The sequence below is a fragment of the Xenorhabdus sp. TS4 genome (genome assembly GCF_014467265.1).
In the GTDB taxonomy this organism is placed as follows: Bacteria; Pseudomonadota; Gammaproteobacteria; order Enterobacterales; family Enterobacteriaceae; genus Xenorhabdus; species Xenorhabdus ehlersii.
The window spans coordinates 197,935-222,689 of record NZ_NKHQ01000006.1 but is presented as its reverse complement, the minus strand read 5'-3'; the positions used below and the strand labels follow the sequence as shown (position 1 = coordinate 222,689).

The window sequence follows — 24,755 nt, the reverse complement described above, 5'->3', positions numbered from 1 at the left end:
GTGGGACAAAACAATATTGAAGGGTACTTTGGCATGCAAAGAGAAAAACTTTCCGCATTAATGGATGGAGAAGCTCTTGATAGTGAAGTAGTTCATTTGGTCTCTGAAGATGCGGTCATGCAGAAACAGTGGGAACGCTATCACCTGGTGCGTGATGTGCTGCGTGGCGATGTGGGGGATGTATTGCATTTGGATATTGCAAGTCAAGTCGCGTTGGCGCTTGAAAAAGAACCCATTCATATTAATTCAGCGGTTGTTCTGGAATCTCAGCCAAAACCTGAAATATGGGCTAACATGCCATTCTGGCATAAAATTCGCGTCTGGAAGAGTCAAATTGCACAAATTGGTGTTGCGGCCTGTGTATCGCTGACCGTGATTATCGGTGTCCAGCAGTATAATAGTAATAGCAGTGTTGAAACAGATAACCAATTTGAGGCGCCAGCTTTTAACACATTGCCTGTGATGGGAACAGCCTCAACAGTTGGCTTAGCAACCCCTGCTGAAGAAGAAACTTTCGGTGGTGATTTGAGTATGCAAGTGCGAGAAAGCAATAAACGAATTGATGCGATGTTGCAGCAATATGAACTCGCCCGGCGCATTCACTTTGAAAAAAATTATGGTGTCACTCAGGCTAATCAGGTTCCTGAAGAGCAAGCGCCCCAACAGTCACAACAACAGTGATGAAACGTATTTGGGGTGTCGTTTTTTTATTGGCGAGTAGCCTGATAAATCCTCTAAAGGCCTCAGCGCAACAAAGCAACGCTGAGGCTTTGTTAGTGGATATGAGTAAGGCAGTGCAAACGCTGGATTATGAGCTTGGCTTCATCATTTTAGAGCAGCAATTTCTCATCCCCTTGCGTTACCGTCATGCCATTATTGATGGGCAGGTTATTGCTCAAATCATCCAAATGGATGGCTCACGTAGAGAAATTATCCAGCGCGGTGACCAAATCAGCTATTACGAACCTGGATTAGACTCATTTAGTATCCGTGGTTCTCATATTATCGATTATCTTCCACCGATCATCTTTGCTGATTTTGCCCAATTGCAAAAATTTTATCGTCTTATTGATGCAGGCAGCACGAATGTTGGCGATCATCCTGTGAGTTTTGTACGCATCATATCGAAAGATAAATCCCGCTATAACTATAACCTTCTGATTGATGAGAAAAGTCATATCCCTCTGCTGATTGACCTATTAGATAAAGATAATAAAACAGTCATTGAGCAATTCCGTGTCGTGTCATCAACTGTGAATGACTATATTAAAATGGAATTGAATATGATTACTGATTTGAAATTACCGCCTATGTTACTCATTCCTCCTGCTGATAAATTGAAATTCAATTGGCTGGTTGGAAAAATGCCTGACGGCTTCAAAGAAATTTCACGTAACAGCCGGAAGCTATCAGAGACCGAATGGTTAGAATCCATCATGTATAACGATGGATTGTTTAATTTTTCTGTAAATGTTGTGAACTCAGATAAAAAGGTTGTTGATGAACAACCATTTCGACAAGGCAGAAGAACGGTTTATACTTTGGTCAAAGGCAAAAACAGCATAACAGTCATTGGTGAGCTGCCTTTCGCAACAGCCGAACAAATTGCAGCAAGTGTGACATTTACGGGAGAAAACTGATGGTTAAAGAGTGGGCAACTGTTGTCCGTTGGCACAAAGGCCGGGCATTATTACGTTATGGCTCATCTTCAGGCTGTGGTAGCTGCCAAACCAAAACAGCCTGTGGTTCTTATTTACTGGAAAAGATAGGGCCAGAAAGCATCCATCAGTTGGAACTGGAAATTTCTCAACCACTCCAACCGGGTCAAAAGGTTGAAGTAGGCATTCCTGAAAGCAGCCTGCTACGCTCAGCTATGCTAGTTTATTTGACACCATTGTTGGGTTTGTTTTTGGGGGCAGTGATTTTCCAATTTTGGACGACTGGTCAATTATGGATCTGTTTAGGAGGGATTGGTGGTGGGATTGCTGGTTTCTTCATTGCTCGTCAGATTGCTGCGTATTGGGATAATTTGCAAGCGTACCAGCCTGTTGTGTTACAAATTGGTTTACCTCCTGATTCGATTAAGGTTCTACAGCAAGAATAATCTGTTTTACCCTACGAGTTTCAACTTTAATTTATCATTACTGAAAACGACTGAGTCATATTGAAAACGACAGGCATGGCGAAATTTTCACGGGTTTGGTTTTCACGGGCTTGGCATGTAGAATACAGCTCCTCAGGCCAGTGGCCGAACCAATAAACTGTCGCTTTATGTCCATCAATGTGTCCATAGGCGAATGATTCAGAAATATTAAGGCAAAAAAGATTTAATAATGAAGCAAATAAGAAATTTCTCCATTATCGCCCACATTGACCACGGTAAGTCCACGCTCTCTGACCGGATTATTCAAATCTGTGGTGGTTTGTCTGATCGCGAAATGGCAGCACAAGTACTGGATTCAATGGATCTTGAACGTGAACGTGGGATCACGATCAAAGCACAAAGTGTAACCCTTGATTACAAGGCGAATGACGGGCAAGTCTACCAATTAAACTTTATCGATACGCCAGGGCATGTTGACTTCTCTTACGAAGTTTCCCGCTCACTGGCTGCTTGTGAAGGTGCATTGTTGGTTGTTGATGCAGGTCAGGGGGTTGAAGCCCAGACATTGGCCAACTGTTATACCGCCATTGAAATGGATCTGGAAGTTGTTCCGGTTCTGAACAAAATTGACCTCCCTGCGGCTGAACCAGAGCGTGTCGCTGAAGAAATCGAAGACATTGTGGGTATTGATGCAACAAATGCTGTTCGTTGTTCTGCAAAAACGGGGGTGGGCGTACAGGATGTCATTGAACGTCTGGTGAAAGAGATACCGTCACCAGAAGGCGATCCTGATGCTCCATTACAGGCCCTGATTATTGACTCATGGTTTGATAATTACCTTGGTGTTGTTTCACTTGTCCGTATTAAAAACGGTACGTTGCGTAAAGGTGACAAAATTAAGGTAATGAGCACCGGACAGGTATACAACGCTGACCGATTGGGGATTTTCACACCGAAACGTATTGATCGTGATGTATTGAATTGTGGTGAAGTAGGCTGGTTGGTCTGTGCCATCAAAGATATTCTGGGGGCACCAGTTGGGGATACACTGACAACGGCCCGTCAGCCTGCGGAAAAAGCCCTGCCTGGTTTTAAAAAGGTCAAACCGCAAGTTTATGCTGGTCTGTTCCCGGTAAGTTCTGATGACTATGAAGCATTCCGTGATGCGTTGGGCAAACTGAGCTTAAATGATGCGTCATTATTCTACGAACCAGAAAGTTCGACTGCGTTGGGCTTCGGTTTCCGCTGTGGCTTCCTCGGCTTGCTGCATATGGAAATCATTCAGGAACGCCTGGAACGTGAATATGATCTCGATTTGATCACAACGGCTCCAACAGTTGTTTATGAAGTTGAGACAACCAGTGGTGATATTATCTATGTTGATAGTCCATCCAAGTTGCCGCCATTAAACAATATTGAGGAACTGCGTGAACCGATTGCAGAATGTCACATGTTGTTGCCGAAAGAGTACCTTGGTAACGTTATTACACTTTGCGTGGAAAAACGCGGTGTGCAGACAAATATGGTTTATCACGGTAATCAGGTTGCGCTGACTTATGAAATTCCAATGGCTGAAGTGGTTCTGGATTTCTTTGATCGCTTGAAATCAACATCCCGTGGTTACGCCTCGCTGGATTACAATTTTATCCGCTTCCAGGACTCAGACATGGTTCGTGTGGATGTCTTGATTAACGGTGAGCGTGTTGATGCCCTGGCGTTGATTACTCACCGTGACAATTCCCAGTACCGTGGACGTGAGCTGGTGGAAAAAATGAAAGAGCTGATCCCACGCCAGCAATTTGACATTGCCATTCAGGCTGCCATAGGAACTCACATTATTGCGCGTTCTACCGTTAAGCAATTACGTAAAAACGTATTGGCGAAATGTTATGGTGGTGACGTCAGCCGTAAGAAAAAGCTATTGCAGAAACAGAAAGAAGGTAAAAAACGCATGAAGCAGGTCGGTAATGTTGAACTGCCGCAGGAAGCCTTCTTAGCAATTCTGCATGTTGGCAAAGATAATTAACACAAGGTCGTAAGGAGTTCAAATGGCTAACACTTTTGCCTTGATATTAACGTTAGCAACGTTAATCACCGGTATTCTCTGGTGCATAGAGCGATTTAAGTTCGCACCTGAACGTAAGAAAAAACTTGCTCATATTCAGGAACAGGCGACAGGAGCAGAAGCTCAGGAAGCTTTGGCTAAAGGACTTAACAAACCTTCATGGGTTGAAACACTTGCATCTGTCTTTCCAGTGTTAGCCATTGTGTTGGTTCTGCGCTCTTTCGTTTATGAACCTTTTCAGATCCCTTCTGGTTCAATGATGCCGACATTGTTGATCGGGGATTTCATTCTGGTTGAAAAATTTGCTTATGGTTTAAAAGATCCAATTACGCAAACAACCTTAATTAAAACAGGCGAGCCTAAGCGTGGAGATATTGCAGTTTTCAAATATCCGAAGAACCCAAGCATAGATTTTGTAAAACGAATTATTGGCTTGCCTGGAGATAAGATCGTTTACGATTACGTCAATAAAGAGCTTCAGGTTTACCCTGGCTGTGGTTGGAATACGGAATGTAAGGGTAATTTACCTGTTACTTATCGGAATGTGTTCCCAAGTGAATGGACAATAAAAGAAGAGGTGACACCAGAAGGCGTTCGTATAAGTGGTGTTTATCAAGTTCCTGTTGATGAACCAGTAGGGCCATACGCTTTTCGCCAGGACGAAAGAGTTGAAACGTTAGGTAATGTGTCACACCATATTTTGACTATTCCTGTCATACAGCGTTTCCCGGGTTTCTCTCAAGAAGGCTTGCCTATGGGGACTTGGGTTGTTCCTAAGGGGCAATATTTTGCCATGGGTGATAACCGTGACAATAGTGATGATAGTCGTTCATGGGGATTTGTACCGGAGAAAAATCTGGTAGGTCGTGCAACCGCCATTTGGATGAGCTTTGAAAAACAGGAAGGTGAATGGCCTACTGGCGTGCGTTTCAGTCGAATTGGTGGAATTCACTAATATTTATATATTAGCGCAGCATTAATTTATCTCCCAGTGTAGAATATTCTTTCAAACGAGATGACTGGCTCCTGAAGAGAATGAATACGTTGGGAGCTAGTGCAAACGCAACAGTTTTGTAAGGCATACCGCAAAAAATGTTCCCAAGGTAAATTGCTGGTTGGTATTGCCTCACAGGTCTGTTGCGTGTGCTTTTTATTTGATGAATTCTAACTGAATTGGTAGCACATGAATCCCATAATAACGAACCGGTTACAACATAAGCTAGGATATAGCTTTAAACAGCACGATTTGTTGCTTCAAGCATTGACTCACCGCAGTGCCAGCAGTAAGCATAATGAACGTTTGGAATTTCTAGGTGACTCAATTCTGAGTTTTGTCATTGCTAATGCCCTTTACCATCGTTTTCCCCGTGTTGATGAAGGGGACATGAGCCGCATGCGGGCAACATTGGTTCGTGGTAATACTCTGGCGGAGCTAGCCAGGGAATTCGATTTAGGTGAATGTCTGCGTTTGGGGCCGGGTGAGTTAAAGAGTGGAGGACATCGTCGCGAATCCATTTTAGCGGATAGCATTGAAGCCTTAATCGGCGCTATTTTTCTTGATAGCGATATTCAGACGGTCGAAAAGATTATCCTGAATTGGTATGAAACCCGTTTGAATGAAATTAGCCCGGGCGATAAGCAAAAAGATCCTAAAACACGTTTACAAGAATATTTGCAAGGGCGTCATCTGCCGTTGCCTACATATCTGGTTGTTCAAGTTCGTGGGGAAGCCCACGATCAGGAATTTACAATTCACTGTCAGGTCAGTGGATTTGAACAACCTGTCAGAGGAGTCGGTTCCAGTCGCCGCAAGGCAGAGCAGGCGGCTGCGGAACAAGCATTAAAACAACTGGAGCTTGAATGAGCGAAGAAAAAAACTATTGCGGATTCGTTGCAATAGTCGGTCGGCCCAATGTTGGTAAGTCAACATTATTGAATCAGTTATTGGGCCAAAAAGTATCCATCACTTCCCGTAAACCTCAAACGACGCGGCATCGCATCATGGGGATTCATACGGAAGGGGCTTACCAAACCATCTATGTTGATACACCGGGCCTTCATATTGAAGAAAAGCGGGCGATCAACCGCCTGATGAACCGTGCGGCGAGCAGCTCCATTGGTGATGTCGAACTGGTTATTTTTGTTGTGGAAGGTACGCACTGGACACCCGATGATGAAATGGTGGTAAATAAGTTACGTCATTTGCGTTGTCCTGTCTTACTGGCTATCAATAAAGTGGACAATGTGACGGATAAAACCATTCTTCTGCCACATATCGGTTTTCTTAGCCAACAGATGAATTTTATCGATGTTGTGCCGATTAGTGCTGAAAAAGGCATGAATGTTGATACTATTGCCAACATAGTGCGTGATCATATACCACAGGCGGATCATCACTTCCCTGAAGATTACATTACTGATCGCTCACAGCGTTTTATGGCGTCAGAAATCATCCGTGAAAAACTGATGCGTTTTTTGGGTGATGAACTCCCCTATTCCGTGACAGTGGAAATTGAGCAATTTGTTACCAATGAGCGTGGAGGCTATACAATCCACGGTTTGATTCTGGTAGAGCGTGATGGCCAGAAGAAAATGGTGATTGGTAATAAAGGCAGTAAAATCAAGAAGATTGGTATAGAAGCCCGTCAAGATATGGAAAAGCTGTTTGACATGAAAGTTCACTTGGAATTGTGGGTAAAAGTGAAATCCGGTTGGGCTGATGACGAACGGGCGCTGCGTAGCCTCGGTTACGTCGACGACTTATAAGGCTGATTTGTGGACGGCTGGCAGAGAGCCTTTGTGCTTCACGGGCGCCCTTACAGTGAAACCAGTTTATTGCTGGATTTTTTTACTGAAAATGAAGGGCGGGTACGTGTTTTAGCGAAAGGGGCACGCAGCCGTCGCTCCAATCTAAAAGGTTGCTTGCAACCTTTCACCCCGCTGCTTATTCGTTGGAGTGGGCGGGGTGAAATCAAGACATTAAGAGACGCAGAGCCTATCTCATTGGCTCTCCCCTTAACGGGAAGTGTGCTCTACAGCGGCTTGTATGTGAATGAACTCTTGTCCAAACTCCTTGAGCAAGGAACGGCATATCCCTCGCTTTTTTTTGATTACCTCCAATGTTTGCAAGCGATTGCAGCGAGTGAACACACACCAGAATGTGCATTGCGTCGTTTTGAATTAGCGCTACTAACCAATATGGGATACGGAGTAGATTATCTTCACTGTGCAGGAAGTGGTGAACCTGTATCGGATACCATGACTTACCATTATCGTGAAGAAAAAGGGTTTATCGCCAGTTTGGTTGTGGATCATTACAGTTTTACAGGTTATGAACTCAAGGCGTTGGCAAATAGCGAATTTCCCGATCAGGTGACCTTGAAAGCGGCAAAGCGTTTTACTCGCATTGCCTTGAAACCTTATCTGGGGGGGAAACCGTTAAAAAGCCGTGAGCTATTTCGTCAATTCGTACGTAAAAAAACTGATAATCCCGACAAGAAAAATGAAAACTAAAGTAAGCCACTTTTTCATAATGAAGAGTGTAGACTTTACTGAATCTTATGTTATTGCAGGAGCTAAAAATGGCTGAGGTATTGTTAGGTATCAACATTGATCACATTGCAACCTTACGTAATGCCCGCGGGACACAATATCCTGATCCCGTTCAGGCAGCATTTGTTGCAGAGCAAGCGGGTGCAGAGGGTATAACGGTTCACCTCCGTGAAGATCGACGCCATATTACTGACAGAGATGTCCAATTATTAAAAAATACAATCCAAACCCGTATGAACCTTGAAATGGCGGTCACAGATGAGATGGTGAGGATTGCTTGCCAAATCAAACCTGCTTTCTGTTGTTTAGTACCTGAAAAGCGTCAGGAGGTCACAACCGAAGGTGGATTGGATGTGTTTGGGCAAAAAGAGCACATTGCTGTGGCTGTTAAGGCTTTATCAGAAGCGGGGATTTTAGTGTCTTTGTTCATTGATGCGGATCATCAACAAATTGATGCTGCTGTCGAAGTTGGAGCGCCATTTATTGAAATTCACACGGGTGCGTATGCAGATGCAGGGAATGAGATACAGCAGGAAAAAGAATTTCAGCGTATCAAAGAGGCCGCAACTTACGCAGCCGCTAAAGGGCTTAAAGTCAATGCAGGTCACGGCTTGACCTATCACAATGTGCAGCGTATTGCAGCCTTACCTGAAATTTATGAATTGAATATAGGGCATGCCATTATTGGCCGTGCTGTATTCAGTGGCTTACCTGCGGCTGTTGCGGATATGAAAACTTTATTGCGGGAAGCACGCCGTTAATGGCCATTCTTGGATTAGGCACAGATATTGTTGAAATATCCCGCATTGAAGAAATTGTCGGACGTTCAGGTGAACGTCTGGCAAGGCGTGTTCTGAGTGATGGGGAATGGCGGCAATATCAACAACATAACCAGCCTGTCCGCTTCCTGGCAAAACGGTTTGCTGTCAAGGAAGCGGCAGCTAAAGCTTTTGGAACAGGTATCCGTAATGGACTGGCCTTTAATCAATTTGAAGTGATTAATGATCCACTGGGAAAACCAACGTTAAAACTTCATGGAGAGGCCGAAGTGCTGGCTAACAAACTGAGGGTAAAATCCATGCATGTCACACTAGCAGATGAACGGCGTTATGCCTGTGCGACGGTGATATTGGAAAATTAAATTCAGATCTTATCAGCATGATGTAAAAGCACAAACTTATCCCATAACTGCTCTTCAGTTTCCTGATGGTTAGGGTCAAGGATAATGGTGTTCGTAATTGGGCAGACAGATTGGCAAGTTGGCTTTTCGTAGTGCCCGATACACTCGGTACAGCGTTCAGGCTCAATTTCGTAGATCTCTGCACCCATTGTGATGGCCTGATTAGGGCATTCGGGTTCACACATATCACAATTAATGCAGCGTTTGGTAATTAGTAGTGCCATTTCAACCTCTTACATAAATTAAGTCTTTTAATTAAAGGCTTAATTTTCCTCCTGATTTGTTGCTCTCGATCACCCCTTGTTATTTCATACAATATTTTTTATAGAAAATGTATCTTACAAAGAAATGATTACAACTAAATGTATTATGCAAAGAAAAACTATCTGAGGCATATGTTAACACATCAGAAAGCAGTCCAGTACATTTATCATAGTATATACTTAAGTATGTTTTAAATTCTTTAGAGTGAAAACATGCTTGAATACATCGTAAAACATGGTAATGATATCGTGAAAGTCTTGGGATCTATCGGGACTTTTGTTGGTATTATTCTGTCCGTATTAAAGAAGCTTTATGCCGATGTGTGTGTGTTTAGAGAGAGAAAGGCAAAAAAATATATTAAATATCTCAATGAGTACAATATTTATTTAGATGATTTGAGTAAAGACTATATTAAATATGAAATTGCATCTGAGATAATGTTTGATGTTACAAAGATAAAATCTGATAAATTTAGGAATATATTTATCAAGCTGAAACAAGATGGATTGAGTCCTGAATATATAGATCTTCTTAAGAAGTTGAAAACATACCTTATTTTAAATTCTGGCGTGATTCAAATCAATGTCAGTTCTTACTATTATTTTGCTTATTGTTTTGAAAAGATATTTTCAACTTATTTTTTCACTTTAGCATTTGTTGTGTTGGTTGTTTTTTTATTCAAAGTTGATGCCTTGAGTAATACTATCGGGAGTGCTTTAGATTTCTTTTTAGTCATGTTAAGTATGATTTTACTTATGGCGATTGGTATTTATCTATTAATGTTAAGCCCGTCAAAATATCAAATAAGAAAATTAAATGAGGAATTAATTAAATATAAAATTGATAATGTTACTTTATAAATTGTGTTGGTTGAGTTGCTATTGTATCTAAACTTAAAGTCTGTTAGATAGTGAGATTAATTCTGCGTGTCTTTTGGAGCTATCCCAATGAAATCAAGCTGCTTAACGGAAATCATATTACCTAATAATTATCACACGAGAGATTTTTTGGCTTTTCATCAGAGGGATGAAATGGGCGTTTCTGAAATCGTACAACATAATCAAATTAAAAAAGGGATTATTTGGTATGAAAATCCGGCCCTTTTGACAATCACAATGGAAAAGAGTAGGGCAAAAATACAGCTTGATATTGATGGTAATAAAGATTGTTCTTCACAACATAAAGCGTTATCGACGCTAGCTTCCCATATGCTTGGTTTGAAACAACCTGTTGATGTATTTGAATCTATCTATCAAGATCATCCTGTTATTGGAGAATTGGTTAACAGACAAACCGGCTTACGCATTTATCAGTCCGCGACACCTTTTGAAGCGCTTAGTTGGGCGATTATCGGGCAACAAATTAGTTTAAGTGCAGCAATTTCCATTAGACGGCGTTTTATTCAGGCGGTGGGGCTTCAGCACTCTTCTGGGTTACTGTGTTTCCCGAATTATAAGCAGGTGATGCAATATTCGCAGCATGATCTCCGTCAGTGTGGTTTTTCTGTGGGTAAAGCCAATGCCTTATTGAATGTTTGTCAACTTATTGATTCTGGACTATTGCAACTAAATATTCCAGAAGGAGAAAATGGAGTGAAACGGCTGACGGATAGCTTGCTTGCTATCAAGGGCATTGGTATGTGGACCGTTAATTATGCCTTGCTACGAGGATTCAGTTACCTGGATGGTTCACTGCATGGCGATGTTGCCGTCAGGCGTAATCTCCAATATTTGCTCAGCCAGGAAAACAAAGTGAGTGCGGAACAGGCAGAAAAATGGTTGGCAGATTTTTCTCCCTGGAAAGCGTTGGTGGGAGCGCATTTATGGCAACAGCAATCCAGTAGTGGATATTAATACCGTTCTAACTTCTTTGTCAGGTGCTTTTCGTAAAACTTCAAGACGATTGGCAAGAGAACCAAATGGATTACAAGTTTGGAGAAACAGGAGAAATTTTGGCTATATCATCTTTTTCACCGTTTGAAGATTTGGCTCTACAGATTTTACCCATGGCAATAGAAGGTGATGATGGTGCTCATGATATTGCTCATCTTCACCGAGTATGGAGAAATGCGAAACAAATTTGTGAGGCGGAATCTGGCAACTTGCGATTAGTGTTTGTCGCTGTGCTATTGCATGATTGTGTGAGTGTTGAAAAAAATGCGCCAAACCGACACCTTGCTTCGCGCATGGCAGCAGAAAAAGCAGCATTGATACTGAAAGATTTGGCATGGAACGAGAAGGAGATTAATGCCACCTGCCATGCCATTGAAGCGCATAGTTTTTCAGCAGGCCTAACCCCCAAAACGTTGGAAGCAAAAATCGTGCAAGATGCGGATCGGCTGGATTCCATTGGCATGGTTGGTGTTGGGCGTTGTTTTTATACCGCTGGCCGTATGGGTTCTTCATTGTATGACTTTTATGATCCACTGGCAAAGCAGCGCGAATATAATGATAAGGCTTATACTATCGATCATTTCTTTACTAAGTTGTTTAAAATTGAATCAGGATTTCAGACTGTATCAGGTAGAAAAATGGCGAGTGAAAGGACTGAGCGAATGAAAATGTTCCTTGATGATTTTCTTGATGAGATTCAGGTTGAAGTAGCGGATTGAGAGGACTGGGTATAATAGGCGAAATTTTTATAAGTAAGAGAATGGGCAGTGACAGAAAATTTTAGTGATGAATATTGGATGCGTCGGGCAATAGATTTAGCAATGCAAGCGCAAGCAAAGGGCGAAATTCCAGTTGGTGCTGTATTGGTAGCAGATAATAAGGTGATTGCTGAGGGATTTAACCATCCAATCACTGACCACGATCCCACCGCCCATGCAGAAATTCTTGCGTTACGGCGGGGCGGGGAACAATTGCAGAATTATCGTCTGTTGAATACAACACTGTATGTCACTTTAGAGCCTTGTATCATGTGCGCAGGTGCAATGGTACACAGCCGGATACAACGGTTAGTTTATGGTGCTAGCGATATGAAAACGGGAGCAGCGGGATCATTGATTGATATCTTGCGTCATCCAGGCATGAATCACCAAATTGAAATTACCGGCGGTGTGCTGGCGGAAGAGTGCTCCACTATGCTGAGTTCTTTTTTTAAACAGCGTAGGGAGCAGCATAAGGCATTGAAAAAATTGAAATCTCAGTAACAGGAAATGCCATAGTCAGTTATATGTGAGTGCTCTGGCTTCGACTGACAGATCAAGTCGCGACTAATACAAATAAAGAATTCAATAATTAATTTTATTGAATTCTTTTTTTAAATATCGTTTCCACATTATTATATTTTAAAATGTAACAATATGACCGGACCAAATACCACCATATGTCACATCTCTATCATTATCATCACCAACCTGATAATCAAAGAAGATTTCTCCATCATGTTCAGGAAATGCCAAATTATTATTTAATAGGTCATAAGGTATATTAAATTTCAATACTGCTGTTTTTTCATATTCATTATCTGGTTGATATGGCATTGTATTTTTAAAAGGATAAGTTACTGTTTTGTTTTTAGAGTTAATATATAAAGTCAGAATAATTTCTGAACCAAGTTTTACTTTAGTATTATCACTATTATCATTAGTTCCTGTTATTGTGACAAATAAACCCGCATCACCTGGGTTATTTGTATGGTTAGATATTTTTTGATTATTTATACCGCCATCTTGTTCTATAAGCACATCGAAGCTAGAATAAACCTTACAGGATTCATATATTCTATCAATGTCTTTCCACGGTTTATTTGGTCTTCCTCGATAAGTAACACTTACAGGATAGGATTTAGCTAAAGTATCTCCATTCCCTCTTATTATAAGATAAGAAAGTTGTGATGGTTTATTTTCCTGAAAAATAAAGTATGGCAATTTAATTAAACATTGATTGTCTCCATTTATATCAATGGCTCTAGCGTAATACTTGTATTCACTATTAACATTAAACAATAAGAAATCATCAACTTTATAATTTTTACATGGCGTTATATCTATCCAAAATTTTCTTTCTCCTTCCGATGTTAAATTACCGTCAATAGCAGTAACCACTTCAGGTGGTTGTTGATCATACCCCACATCATCATCAATAATGATAAAAATAATGCTATCAGAAACAGAAAAGTCGCTTGGTATTTTTATTATTGAAGACAAATAAATAATTAATGGTAATGGCTTAATAGGAGATATGTAAAATTCCACCTTCCCTTCATTATCTGAGTTTATAGAAAAACCAGAATAAAGAGAAAGTTTTTGAATATTTATTTTAGTTCTTCCATCATTAGCATAAATATATACTTCTTCTAGCTGATCAAATATCCTACTTTTTATAAAAATCGGAATTCCTGATAATGGACTCCCATTTTTATCTTTGATAATTGTATGTACTTTAGTTGATACAGTACCTATTTGAGAACTATTAAATGACGCTGGCACTGATAAGAATTCATTATCCACGATTAATTTCAATGACTCAGGGTAAATTTCTTTTGAGATATATTGCAATGTTTTTTGCTGAACACCATTCAATGATGTTTTTACACTAAAATAAATCTCTTCATTTTCTGCTATAGAATTAATTACAGTAAGAGTCACTGTTGCCGTAGCCTTTTTATTATCACTCTCCAGAGTTAAGGTAATATCTTCAGTTGGTATAGAAATGTTTTTATTATTAAAAAATGAAATTGTTGAACTGCTATCTATGATCTCATCAGATAATAATTTCACTGTAAACAAAAAACTCTGCCCTATGATTAAATTACCCTTTTCTGGCAGTGAAAAAGTCATATCACTAGACATATATTTATTCCTCTCATATATTTTATGTTTTTTATTTATTTTCTGTGCTGGCCAGACCCCATAATTATTTATGCTATCGGAAAGAAACTTCCTTACCAAAGCTATTTAATTCAATGTCTAATATGTATATAAACTAAAGGATATAATTAAATTTATAAAACTACCAAACACTCCCTTACTCCTCGATATATGAGGAATAAGGAACTATCTTATGTTCAGTTATTCACTAGAATACAAGGCCATTTTTGTTAATTTTTTTATAAAATTACATTATGCTTGCTTTATATTTCAATTAATTAGAACCAGGGGGTGGTGTAGTACCAATATATCCGTCCCAAACAGCACTATACTGAATAATTTCATCTTTAAAAAATTGATAGTCAAAACTGATATTACCCCTCCAATTAATACCAATAATATCATCATAAGGAATATGAAAGTAAATAGAGTTTTTATTACCTGGGCCACCTATTTCTTTTAAATCAATCTGTTTGGTATAAGATTTAGTGAAATTTTTATTATCTGAATTAATATACATGTTTAGAGTAATATCTGTTATATCTAATGGAACTGGATTAAATTTCGCTTTAGAATCATTACTTTGAGAGCGTATAATCTCAATAAATAATCCATTATAGGTGTACCCAGGATATTTCATAATGTTATCATAACCAATACTGTTAACAGGTGGTATAGCAATATTGGGGTCAACACCAATGCTGGGATGAACTATGCACATATCATAGCTTCTCTTAACTTCTGGCTCAGGTTCATAGAATACACCACCTAAATAAGTGACTGGTAGTGTTTCAGAATATAAGGTATCCCCTGTTGGTTTAACTACAGAATAAGAAAATTCATATGGTTTAGATTGTTGTTCAAATATTGAATAAGGAATTTTTATATTATACTGATCTAACTGTTTTTTAGGATTCGAAATAAGCAGCTTATGACCAGTAAACTTAAGGTTATTGGCCTGTAAATCTTTAACAAAAAATAAAATTGTATCACCTGGTGATACTGTATCGTAACTACTTACTGATGTCATAAAGTATGGTAGTCCTGAATTTGCATATATACCACTGGGATCATAACCAAAAATATCAGGTGTTCCTATAGAATTCATATAACCTGGTTCAATATAATTAACTATATAGATTATTTTCTTAGCCAAAGATTCAATGTTATCCAGAATAATAGCCTTTAACTCAACTGTACCTACCAATGCTAGTTTAGGATGTAGATAAAACTTAACTAAGCCATCACCATCTGAAGTGAGCATTATCCCATCATTAGGTCCAATCTTTTCAGGAATAATATCAATATTGCCAGCATCCTTAAAATTAAACTCGTTCATTTTATGTGCAGCTACGGATGTAATAAATATAGGCGTACCAACTAATTTTTTCCCAGATTTACTTTTCAAAGTCGTGTATACTGGCGTGAAATTATTCTCTAATGGTTTGCTATTACTGATAAGCGGTGTTTGCAAATAAGGCTTCTCAACAAAAAGAGCTAACGAGCCAACATCAATTTCATTCGCCTTGCCTATAAATCCTATAAAGTTGAAGTCACCTTCACTAGTCGCTGCATCAGTATGAATCTCAAATATAATTTGAGAACCATCTTGTATAGGCGTACCACTTGGATCTTCCACAGTAAAACTTAATTGGGCAAATGCTTTTTTATGACCGTCTATGTAACTAAGATTAATAGGATTATTAATATCTTGATCAAATTTTATATTTGCGTTTTTTATGGTAACCGTTTTGTCCATTGTAATAAGTTGATCTGCACTTAATGTTACTGTAAAATTCACGCTTTGGCCTATCACTAAATCTGCTTTCTGGTTAATTGAAATCTCCATTTTATTATTATTTACTGTCTTAGCTTTGCCTGAGAAAGGCACTTTATTAAATGCAGTTCCATTCGATGTTGCATCAGTATCTATTTCAAATGTAATATTATCACCATCATGTACTGGGTTGTTTCCTATTGTCTTAAGCACCGTAAAACTCAAATTGGCAGATGCAGTGTGACTTCCATTCTCAAAAACAAGTTTAATAGGATTATTAACATCTTGATCAAATTTTATATTTTCACTGTAGCCTTTTTTTACTGTTATAGATTTACCAACAATAACTTTATCTGATGTTAATGTTACTGTAAATTTTATTTGCTGACCTATAAATAAATTATCAGTTTGTTTAAGTGAAATTTTCATATCAGTATTAGCTGTCATTTTATCACCTCGTATTATTATTACGATTAATAGATTTAATTCTGTTTAAAAAATTTACTACTAAAATGGTTTTTAAAAATAAATTTACTAAATGAAATTAATTTTAATATTACCTAACTTGTAACCATTTCAACTTTGATGCTCAACATAGCTGTATAAAAATAAAAAACTAATGAAAAAAAGTTATCGTCTGATAACCTTTTTTTATCACAATAGTTTATTATATTCACACGGTGATTTTTTATTTTTTGTTTTTATTTCTCTTTTATAAATGATCGTAACAAAGAATAATACCCTCCGTCTGTTTATCGAAGGTATTGTTTTTAGAATCATAAACCCTAAACGGGTTATCCTGACGATCAGGACCGGTATTTATTACTATAATCGTGGCCTTATCAGGGTTCCGATTATGGATGTTATCAAATATTCCCCAATCGTATAAATTAAAATTCCCACCCCATTCATTATGTAGAGAATAATAATCCGTGGGGTTAGCAGGATCATATGCTTCCTTATCTAAATATAAATTTTGATGAGATTCTGAGTTACTACTAAAACAACTAATATTTGGATTGAGGGTTTCGTAGTTATTGTCTTGTTGATTAATGCTTGCTGTTTTATTAATAGTGATTTCATATTTGTATAGTTTAATCTCTCCGCTTTTCATCGTTATTTGTGTGTTTATTTCAGCAGTTCCAACTTCATTAAATTGTATTGGGCCGTGACCAGGGCCAGGAGTATCAGAAAAAGTTAACATTAAGTCTTTATATGGTGATTTATTTTTATCTTCCGGTAAGCTATAAACAATATCGGTAATTTTCTTATCATCATAAAAAGAACCAGAATTTTCTGTCTCTCTTAATTCCCCTCGCAGCGAAGGAAAAATAGTGTGTGGATGATCCTTTCCACCTGTATTATCGAAATATTTAAATACTGCTGTATTATTTTTATTATAAACATATAGTACCGCAGGTTTCGGAACAGGACTAAATGCCACTTGTTCATCTGCATCATTCTTTACATCAGTACCATCTGGTTCAGTCATTTTTAATGTTACTTTGACCTTTTCAATACCGACCGAACTTTTTAATTTTGCATATAAATGTCCATCATTATCTGTTGTATATTTATTCCCATTTGTCGGTGAATAAGCTTCAGGCTGAGGGAATTTAGCTTCGTCGATTTCGCCATGGTCGCGTGTCCACTGCACATTGTTGAACGTATAATGAGGAATAGGCTCTGTCGTCCCTTTTTTTACGATCAATGCTTTGTAGTGATATTCATCTGTACCATTACCTTGTAATGGATTGTTTTTATCAAAGTCCGTCACTTTAACCCAGGAAATATCGAATTCCGGCGGAGGTTCAACAAAATTCATCATATCTGAACATGTCGGCAAAGCCGGTTTTCTACCGTCGATATCAATACAAGCTTTCACTTGCTGTGCCTTACTGCTAACGACATTCGCTTTCAGCGTGCCATCATTGGGGTTCACTGATTGGGTGCTATCTGTTGATGGCGATAAGGTTGCACCTATCGCCTCTGTACCATTCTGGTTTTGAGGTTTAGACCACCTGAACCTAATACCTTGCCCTTTATAGGCTGTCTTATTTTTTTCACGCCATGCAGTTGCAGTGAGAGAATATTTTTCCTGCCCGCCAATAGTGACATCATGATCTTTTGGTGCCGTCTCTATGGTAATTTCCGGCCAACTAAAATTAATTTTCTCCTTTGATTCTCCTTGACTGGATTGGCCAATAACAGAAGCTATAACGACAATATTTGAAGCCTCAGTAGGACTGGTTAATGTTGCCGTTACTATCCCATCACCATTGGTTTTCTCTGAAGAAGGCGTCAATTCAAGGTTAACATGATCTTTAACCTGCCAATTTACTATTTTACCTGTTACGCCTTGACCAGCCACATCGGTGACTGTTGCTGTACAGGTGTAGGTTTCAGTGACTAATACAGGGTGTTCCCCATTAGCTTTACAGAGCACATTAATATTTTCAGACTTAATCGAAACCGGATCGGCGATAACGGCAGCCTGGTGTTCAATAGCCAGTGAAACCTTCACACCATTTAATGGCACTGAGCTATCCAGTGTGGCGATTAATTCCCCTTTTTCATTTGTCTCTGTTTTTTGTGTTGTTAACTTAACATCCTGCCCTTTATCGTCTTTTGCTTGCCATATCACTCCATCGATAGGCTGACTAATCACTTTGCTCTTCTGGCGATCAATAACAGTGGCTTTAAAGGTATAGAATTTTCCATCACCAACTGTCAGGGGGCCTTTGGGGTCAACGGTAAGGCCATCCTTAATATGGTAACTGGCTGTATCCGTGGTAAAATCAACAGGGGTAGCTAAACTGGGGGGGTGCTGATTTTCAACAGAAAGCGAAACGACAACATTATCGACAACCGCTATACTGCTTAGTTTTGCCGTGAGTGTTCCACCAGGCCCCGTGCTATCAACCCCATTTTTAAAAGTGAAATTAAGTCCTTGGGTATCATTGTTTTTATCCCAGTGAATATTGGAAATTTTCTGACCTTCCGGCAAAGCATTTCCGCTTTGATCGACGATATAGGCCGTATAGGTGTAAGTATTTTGAGTATTTGCGATTAGCGGACTTTGATTATCAACCATAATGTGATCAACACGATATTCTTTCGGATCAGCAACAAAAGAAACCGCTTCGGCTGAAGCCGATTCCTTGTTTTCAATCGAAAGTGTCACCACAACATCTTTTAATGGCGTTTTACTGCTTAATGTTGCCTTTAATTTCCCGTTATCCGTCTTCACCGTACCTGTTGGAGCTTCGACAGAAATGTCCTTAATTTCCTCACCCGCTAAATTTTTGCCGACAGCACTCCATCTCACATTATCAACTTTATCGGCCGCTAAGCCGCCATCAATGATAATGTCTGCTGTATAAGTATATTTTTGTGTACCATCCGCTACCAGTGCTTTTTTGGGGTCAGGCGTTGCACTCAATTTATTGTCTTTTATTTTGTAGTGAGGTTGCTTTTTGCTAAACGTCACTGAACCTATTTTTTGCTGTGGAGCACCGTCTAGCTGTATATAAACATCGACTTTGTCGTGTGGTTTTTTACTGACTAAAACATTAGGCGTTAATTGCCCTTTTTCATCGGTTAATTCACCCTTTTCATTCGTTTGGGCTGGTTTATTATTCCACAGAAACTTTAAGCCAGAGTCAGTGTTTAAAGCAGGCTCAGTTGCCCAGGAAACCTTATCGATTCTGGCATTCTTAACAAATTTTCCAGATGGTGAACCTTCATAAGTAATAATAGGAGCGTTAAATGTATATCCATTTTCTTTTTCACCCGTTGCTACTGGTGATTCAGGTGAGATGATATTCACTTTTCCCTCTATGATAAAAGGAAAAACCTTCATAGGAACCTGAGTAAGTTTTGTCTTTATCTGACCATCTGTCATATATTCTAATAATATATCAAGTATGTAATCATTTTTATGGTTTTCTTGATAGCTGGGGAGAGTAATAACAATACTCTGACCTGATTCAGAAGAAAGTTTACCATTGTTCTGTAGAAATGCTTTATCTGTAACAAGCCAGCGAACTTTTTTAATCTCAACATGTGAGGGGAGTGGGACATTAACTGGTATCTCTTGATGTCCATACCCAATAATAGGCTCTAATGCGATCAATACTTCTTGTTCTCTTTTTAAGTGATCTAAAATAATGTGGTTATTTCTTTCCACCAGATCATAACGGCTGCCCGCTAATTTCCGCATTGAGGCTACATTAGCGGGTGATAATTGAACACTAAAGGGAACCCCAAATTTATAATTCAAGTTTGCCAAAAACTGTGTTTCAGTATGACCACTTTCCCCTTGTTTATAGTCCACACCCATGGTGAATAGTGGGATCGGGGTATAAGTCAAACCTAATTTAGCCTGGCTGGGATTTTTCTGTTTGGTGTCACGGTTAAATAAAGTTACTTTATCACCAAAATATTGCTCATAGGTTAGTTTCATTCCCAGATTAGGGTAAGCAGGCAAGAAAAACTCTCCATTAATATCATAACCGTTGGCGGGGCGTTCATAATAATCTTGAAAGTTTCGTGATTTTTGCCAGTCACTTAAACGATAATAGGTATTAGCGGAAAGTTTAATATAGTCGCCCCAAATTTCTCCTCCCATCCCCAAACGCTGGTTTTTCCCGGTAAAGTCATGATCATAAAAAGTATTTAAGCCATACATCCAATTCTGGTAAAAATAGCGACCACCTAAACCCAGATTCATGGTATTTCGGTTATCTTTGTTACGATAACCCAATTGGGAAAAGAACAGCCAATCTGCTTTGTTATCGTAAAGTGGTAATAGTATATCAAGTGAGTTATCTTTCCGTGTCCATTTCCTATCTAACCCAAAATTAATTCTGGCAGTACCAAACTGCGATAACCATTTTTGAGTTTCCGAGGATAGGGTGCTATTAAATTTATCCAAAGCATAGGATTTTGCTTGTTTCGCGAGTTCTGAAGGGGAAGAAGATAAAATATGACTGGCTGTTTGGATATTGCCAATAATGGTATTTTGGGAGCTAATCTTCGAGGTATCATTAGTTTTTTGTAAATGAGTATACAGCTTATCATCAGTTTTTACATTAGCTTCCGCTAAAGCATTAATCACTGTAGAAGGAATAAATAACGCATAGAATAAAATAAAAAAGATAATGATTTTTCTAGTATGTGATGACATATCTAGGCACCTCAAAAGTTTCATGTCAATTTATATAATCACTTAAATTTTAATCTTTTAAATAACACATTTATTCCCGTTTATAACTTTAGTAAAGAAATTGAAATTAGTATCATTCAAAATAGTTATCAATTAACCACCAGAATATGCTGAATTTATTTCTATACTTAATGAGATAATGGATTGAATTTACAATGGATTACTTTAATGATAACCGTATTGCTTTTATTATTATACAAAATAGTTGATAACAAAAAGTTATCAATTGATAATTTTTTATCATTGGTTTTTGGGTTTCTATCTGTTTATTCTAATACAACATTAAAAAACTAATTTTTTAGTGATAATAACACTGAATTACTACTTCATTAAGTTTGAAATATTCACATCAAAAAATAATTAATCTAATGGTTTTATTTTCACTGAAACAGAAAAATATATTAATCATTAATTATAACTAATATCAATTAAAACATGAGGTGATAAAATGCCAGGTCAGAACAATAAAATGGAAATTGTAATTCTGCATAACGCAGATTTAGTCACTGGTCAGTATGTGGGTTTTGTTGTCACATCAACTTTGGATGAACTGATTTTTCCATTGAAAAAAATAATAATGAAAAATTATGGTAATAATATACAGTTTAATGAAGATACTATTCTATTTGTTTATGGTAATAATGGACTTACACAGTATTCTTATATCTATTTTCTAATAATAAAAAATGAAAAATAATTAAATATATTTAATGAACTATGATATATAAACCTATTATCATATTTTTTTATGATTTCAAAGATTGATTTTTAAAAGGTTTTCTTATGAATAACAAAAGTAAAAATAATTTATTGCCACCTAAACTTCCTCAAGGAAATTTAAGTGACGTAATTAATATTTCCGATATTATAGCAATGCAAACTAAGTATATAGTTATGCAGGTGAATAAATATGAAGGTGTAGAATTATTGGATAAAATAGAAGGGGGAATTTATTTAAAAGATAATGTGAATGCTAAGGTAAAAAGTGTTACTTATCATGTTACATCAGATGAAGAATTAGAATATGATTTTTATCTCTTATTGTTTCATGTTAATGAAATGAAAATATCTGGATTATGTGAAGCTAAATATACGGTAACGGATTTAAATGGTAATCATATTGACTCGCCAACATCAAGTATCACTATTATAGGAGATAATGACATGAGTAATGCCGACAATGCAATAATTTTTCTTGATGCTAAAAATTCCATATTAAGCTTGCGCGAAATAAGTATTAATGAAGGTGTTAGGCTTCGTGCTAAATTTAAAGATCTTGTGGTTGGTGATACTATAATCATAGAAGCTAAATTTTTAAGCGAAGATGGTACAGAGTTAATAACTATACATTCTGATAATATAGATTTAAATTCGGACGCAATAAATGATAGTTATAAGGATCATACAATTAAAACAAATCAAGTTAATTTTTTAGAAGTGAAAAATATTGTTGCAAAATTCACTGTTCTTAATAAAAAAACAAACGAAAATCCTACACAGATTTCCATTATAAATGATTTGGATACTGTAAACATTAAAGTGCAAACAACCAAAAACATTGGTATCCCCCTGAGTGACAATCTCGATATAAAGCCTTTTTTAACCGCAGTAATATATACTGGTTCAAATAACAGTCCAATAAATGCTCGACTAACAAATGCTAAATTTATTGATGGTACTCCTGATGCAGTGGTGGATAAGATCGATGAACATGGTGTAGCTTATCTGCATATCTATAGTGATGATATTACTAAAAATAGTGTGTTAATTCTTAACTATGAAGATCCAGTTATTGCCCATAAAGTTCCTTTGGATTTTGGTAACTGGATGTCATCTTCAGGGCAAGAACTCTCTTATACCTATAGTTCTTATGGTGTCGCAGATGGTACTTGTCAATGTTTACTTCTTATTAAACTCTTCTCAGAGAACATTACGGGTATTACAGTGAGTTTCGATAGCCCTGATATTAAAATTAATGGTGCGAGTAATACTTCAGAATTATCTAATCCTGATAGTAGCAAGATATTAGTTTATGAGTTGACATCCATGAAAGCTGTTCGATCGAGTTTTACTATTAATGTTAGTGGTATTTCTATGGATCAAATTAGAAATACTATTGTTTTTGTCGACCCTCTTACACTTTGAGTGGAATAATAATATGAATATTTCAGTAAAATTTTTTCGATCTTATCAACTCTATCAAGGAAGATCTGCTATTGATATTCAGCTTTTAGTCCATGAAGGATTCGTTGAGTTGGCTGAATTAAATCTCATTCTTGAATGCTCATTAGGTAGCTTTGTCGTTAATGGTCAGGATACAGGCCAAAAAAAATTGTCTTGTTCCACAGATGGTATAGGAGAAATCTCTGTTTCAATAGTAGGCTCAGAAATAGGGGGTGATGGCCAGTTAACTGTCTCCCTCCAAGATAATGGTAGACAAATTGGTGTACAACCCTACCATCTCAACGCTACGGCATTTTATACACTTAACTTTGATTTTATTCATGTTATTAATGACTATGCGATGGCTGATGGTGTGCAAAGTAATAAAGTCAAAGCGACTCTTACCGGAACCGGTTCAGGGGTAAATCTCGCCAATCGTAAGCTGGATTTAAGTGTTACAGGCTCAGCTTCTTTTGAGAAAGGCCACATTGTACAGAACACGTCTATACATACTGACGCATCAGGAAATGTGAGTTTTGAACTTTATGACACAAATAAAGACGGCGAAACGGTAACACTCACTGGTTTCTTGGATGTCAGCAAAACAGCTCATGCAACTAAACAAATCCATTTTCAACGTAATCTGGATTGTGAAGCTTCTCCCCCTGCTGACGGAAAATATATTAGAACAATTTTTACTTATACCATTAATAATCAACAGTATCTTTTGCGTCAGCGTAAATGTGACCATCTAGTGACTGTGCATCAATTGATGGCAGGTGGACAACAAGGAGATCAAACTTCCACTGGACAAAAGTGGGTAAATTTTTATGATTTAATGTTTCCTTTTGTGCTTGGGAAAGAGCAATATATTTTTGGGTTAGCCAAGAATTTTATTAATACGTCAAAAAATACGTATAATTCCTATTGGATAATTGCAAAATTAGATGAAAAAGGACACCAAGAAGTCATAGATAGTGGCTATTGGGATAGTGATTATGATGTCGGATTTGCCTATAAAATGGGTAAAGGGCAATTTATTTATCTCCATAGTAAAGATAAAAATAATAAAGGGAAATTTCCTTATATTATACGAGAAATACTTCCAAATGGAAAAATGGGAACAATAATAGAACAAGATGGTTGGGATAATTTCTACGGGGCGACATTTTTCTTTTCAATGGAAGGGAAGGAATATATATACATCCATACAAGCTCTAATCTTTCTGTTTTTACTTATGAATTCAGTGAAAATGGAAAGATAGGTAATTTAGCTAATTCTAATACTTGGGCATATTATTACTATCCGCAGTTTCCATATTTTATTGGCGGTACTTATTATTACACAGGTCAAAGATTTTACGATAATTATTGGTTTGTCAGTTATTTATATAATGAAGGTGTGCCTGATCGAATAAGTGAACATCAAGATCCATGGGATAGGAGTTATCAATATCTGGTTCCATTTTCCATTGATGGGCACCAATATTTTTTGAGACAAGATCAGAGTAAAGATTATTGGTTCATTACAGAAGTTCTTGCTGATACTAGCATGGGAAATGATACTGATAGCAGTGTTAATCACTAAGTGTTGTATCTCATAAGGC

At 37.7% G+C, this 24,755-nt stretch carries 21 protein-coding genes; 17 read left to right on the top strand and 4 right to left on the bottom strand.

Annotated features, from left to right (window positions below; genetic code table 11):
- Positions 1-33 precede the first annotated feature (33 nt).
- The 10 genes from rseA to acpS all read left to right on the top strand — a co-directional run bounded on the left by rseA (position 34) and on the right by acpS (position 8,862).
- Positions 34-681, top strand: a complete 648-nt coding sequence (gene rseA, locus Xets_RS05190) for an anti-sigma-E factor RseA (protein ID WP_099132156.1) — start codon at positions 34-36, stop codon at positions 679-681.
- Entirely contained in the window at positions 681-1,640 is a 960-nt protein-coding gene (gene rseB / locus Xets_RS05185) for a sigma-E factor regulatory protein RseB (RefSeq protein ID WP_187651263.1), read from the top strand. Before rseA ends, rseB begins: the two co-directional genes overlap by 1 nt.
- Positions 1,640-2,104 (top strand): SoxR-reducing system protein RseC, encoded by a 465-nt coding sequence (gene rseC / locus Xets_RS05180; protein ID WP_187651262.1) that lies wholly within the window; start codon positions 1,640-1,642, stop codon positions 2,102-2,104. Before rseB ends, rseC begins: the two co-directional genes overlap by 1 nt.
- Positions 2,105-2,333: 229 nt before the next feature.
- Complete coding sequence (lepA, locus tag Xets_RS05175) at positions 2,334-4,130, top strand: translation elongation factor 4 (protein ID WP_099132132.1); 1,797 nt, start codon at positions 2,334-2,336, stop codon at positions 4,128-4,130.
- A gap of 22 nt (positions 4,131-4,152) precedes the next feature.
- On the top strand, positions 4,153-5,124 hold the full coding sequence (gene lepB, locus Xets_RS05170; RefSeq protein WP_099132131.1) for a signal peptidase I: 972 nt from the start codon (positions 4,153-4,155) through the stop codon (positions 5,122-5,124).
- A gap of 228 nt (positions 5,125-5,352) precedes the next feature.
- The gene (gene rnc, locus Xets_RS05165; protein WP_099132130.1) at positions 5,353-6,033 is read left to right on the top strand and encodes a ribonuclease III; all 681 of its coding nucleotides are present in this window, start codon (positions 5,353-5,355) and stop codon (positions 6,031-6,033) included.
- Positions 6,030-6,935, top strand: coding sequence for a GTPase Era (gene era, locus Xets_RS05160; protein ID WP_099132129.1), 906 nt, complete (start codon positions 6,030-6,032; stop codon positions 6,933-6,935). The genes rnc and era overlap by 4 nt, the downstream gene beginning before the upstream one ends.
- A gap of 9 nt (positions 6,936-6,944) precedes the next feature.
- Entirely contained in the window at positions 6,945-7,682 is a 738-nt protein-coding gene (gene recO / locus Xets_RS05155; RefSeq protein WP_187651261.1) for a DNA repair protein RecO, read from the top strand.
- Between the two features lie 68 nt (positions 7,683-7,750).
- Positions 7,751-8,482, top strand: coding sequence for a pyridoxine 5'-phosphate synthase (gene pdxJ / locus Xets_RS05150; protein ID WP_187651260.1), 732 nt, complete (start codon positions 7,751-7,753; stop codon positions 8,480-8,482).
- A complete protein-coding gene (gene acpS, locus Xets_RS05145) occupies positions 8,482-8,862 on the top strand; it encodes a holo-ACP synthase (RefSeq protein ID WP_187651259.1) in 381 nt (126 codons plus the stop codon). Before pdxJ ends, acpS begins: the two co-directional genes overlap by 1 nt.
- A gap of 2 nt (positions 8,863-8,864) precedes the next feature.
- On the opposite strand, the gene Xets_RS05140 is transcribed toward acpS, so the two are convergent.
- A complete protein-coding gene (locus Xets_RS05140) occupies positions 8,865-9,125 on the bottom strand; it encodes a YfhL family 4Fe-4S dicluster ferredoxin (protein ID WP_099132125.1) in 261 nt (86 codons plus the stop codon).
- A 252-nt stretch (positions 9,126-9,377) separates the two neighbouring features.
- Between Xets_RS05140 and Xets_RS05135 the strand changes: the two genes are divergently transcribed.
- From Xets_RS05135 to tadA, 4 genes are all read left to right on the top strand, one after another.
- Entirely contained in the window at positions 9,378-10,025 is a 648-nt protein-coding gene (locus Xets_RS05135; RefSeq protein WP_099132124.1) for a hypothetical protein, read from the top strand.
- 171 nt (positions 10,026-10,196) lie between these two features.
- Complete coding sequence (locus Xets_RS05130) at positions 10,197-11,018, top strand: DNA-3-methyladenine glycosylase (protein ID WP_244589805.1); 822 nt, start codon at positions 10,197-10,199, stop codon at positions 11,016-11,018.
- A gap of 65 nt (positions 11,019-11,083) precedes the next feature.
- Positions 11,084-11,776, top strand: a complete 693-nt coding sequence (locus Xets_RS05125) for an HD domain-containing protein (RefSeq protein ID WP_187651258.1) — start codon at positions 11,084-11,086, stop codon at positions 11,774-11,776.
- A 48-nt stretch (positions 11,777-11,824) separates the two neighbouring features.
- Positions 11,825-12,319 carry a tRNA adenosine(34) deaminase TadA gene (tadA, locus tag Xets_RS05120; RefSeq protein WP_187651257.1) on the top strand — a complete coding sequence of 165 codons (495 nt, stop codon included), beginning with the start codon at positions 11,825-11,827 and terminating at the stop codon, positions 12,317-12,319.
- Positions 12,320-12,457: 138 nt separating this feature from the next.
- Here the strand turns inward: tadA and Xets_RS05115 are convergent, their stop codons facing one another.
- The 3 genes from Xets_RS05115 to Xets_RS05105 all read right to left on the bottom strand — a co-directional run bounded on the left by Xets_RS05115 (position 12,458) and on the right by Xets_RS05105 (position 20,946).
- Positions 12,458-13,963 (bottom strand): hypothetical protein, encoded by a 1,506-nt coding sequence (locus tag Xets_RS05115; protein WP_187651256.1) that lies wholly within the window; start codon positions 13,961-13,963, stop codon positions 12,458-12,460.
- Positions 13,964-14,255: 292 nt separating this feature from the next.
- Complete coding sequence (locus tag Xets_RS05110; RefSeq protein WP_187651255.1) at positions 14,256-16,205, bottom strand: hypothetical protein; 1,950 nt, start codon at positions 16,203-16,205, stop codon at positions 14,256-14,258.
- Positions 16,206-16,470: 265 nt separating this feature from the next.
- A complete protein-coding gene (locus Xets_RS05105) occupies positions 16,471-20,946 on the bottom strand; it encodes an inverse autotransporter beta domain-containing protein (RefSeq protein WP_187651254.1) in 4,476 nt (1,491 codons plus the stop codon).
- A 487-nt stretch (positions 20,947-21,433) separates the two neighbouring features.
- Between Xets_RS05105 and Xets_RS05100 the strand changes: the two genes are divergently transcribed.
- From Xets_RS05100 to Xets_RS05090, 3 genes are all read left to right on the top strand, one after another.
- The gene (locus tag Xets_RS05100) at positions 21,434-21,682 is read left to right on the top strand and encodes a hypothetical protein (RefSeq protein ID WP_187651253.1); all 249 of its coding nucleotides are present in this window, start codon (positions 21,434-21,436) and stop codon (positions 21,680-21,682) included.
- An 86-nt stretch (positions 21,683-21,768) separates the two neighbouring features.
- Positions 21,769-23,130, top strand: coding sequence for a hypothetical protein (locus Xets_RS05095; protein ID WP_187651252.1), 1,362 nt, complete (start codon positions 21,769-21,771; stop codon positions 23,128-23,130).
- A gap of 13 nt (positions 23,131-23,143) precedes the next feature.
- A complete protein-coding gene (locus tag Xets_RS05090) occupies positions 23,144-24,736 on the top strand; it encodes an Ig-like domain-containing protein (protein WP_187651251.1) in 1,593 nt (530 codons plus the stop codon).
- Positions 24,737-24,755: the final 19 nt, after the last annotated feature.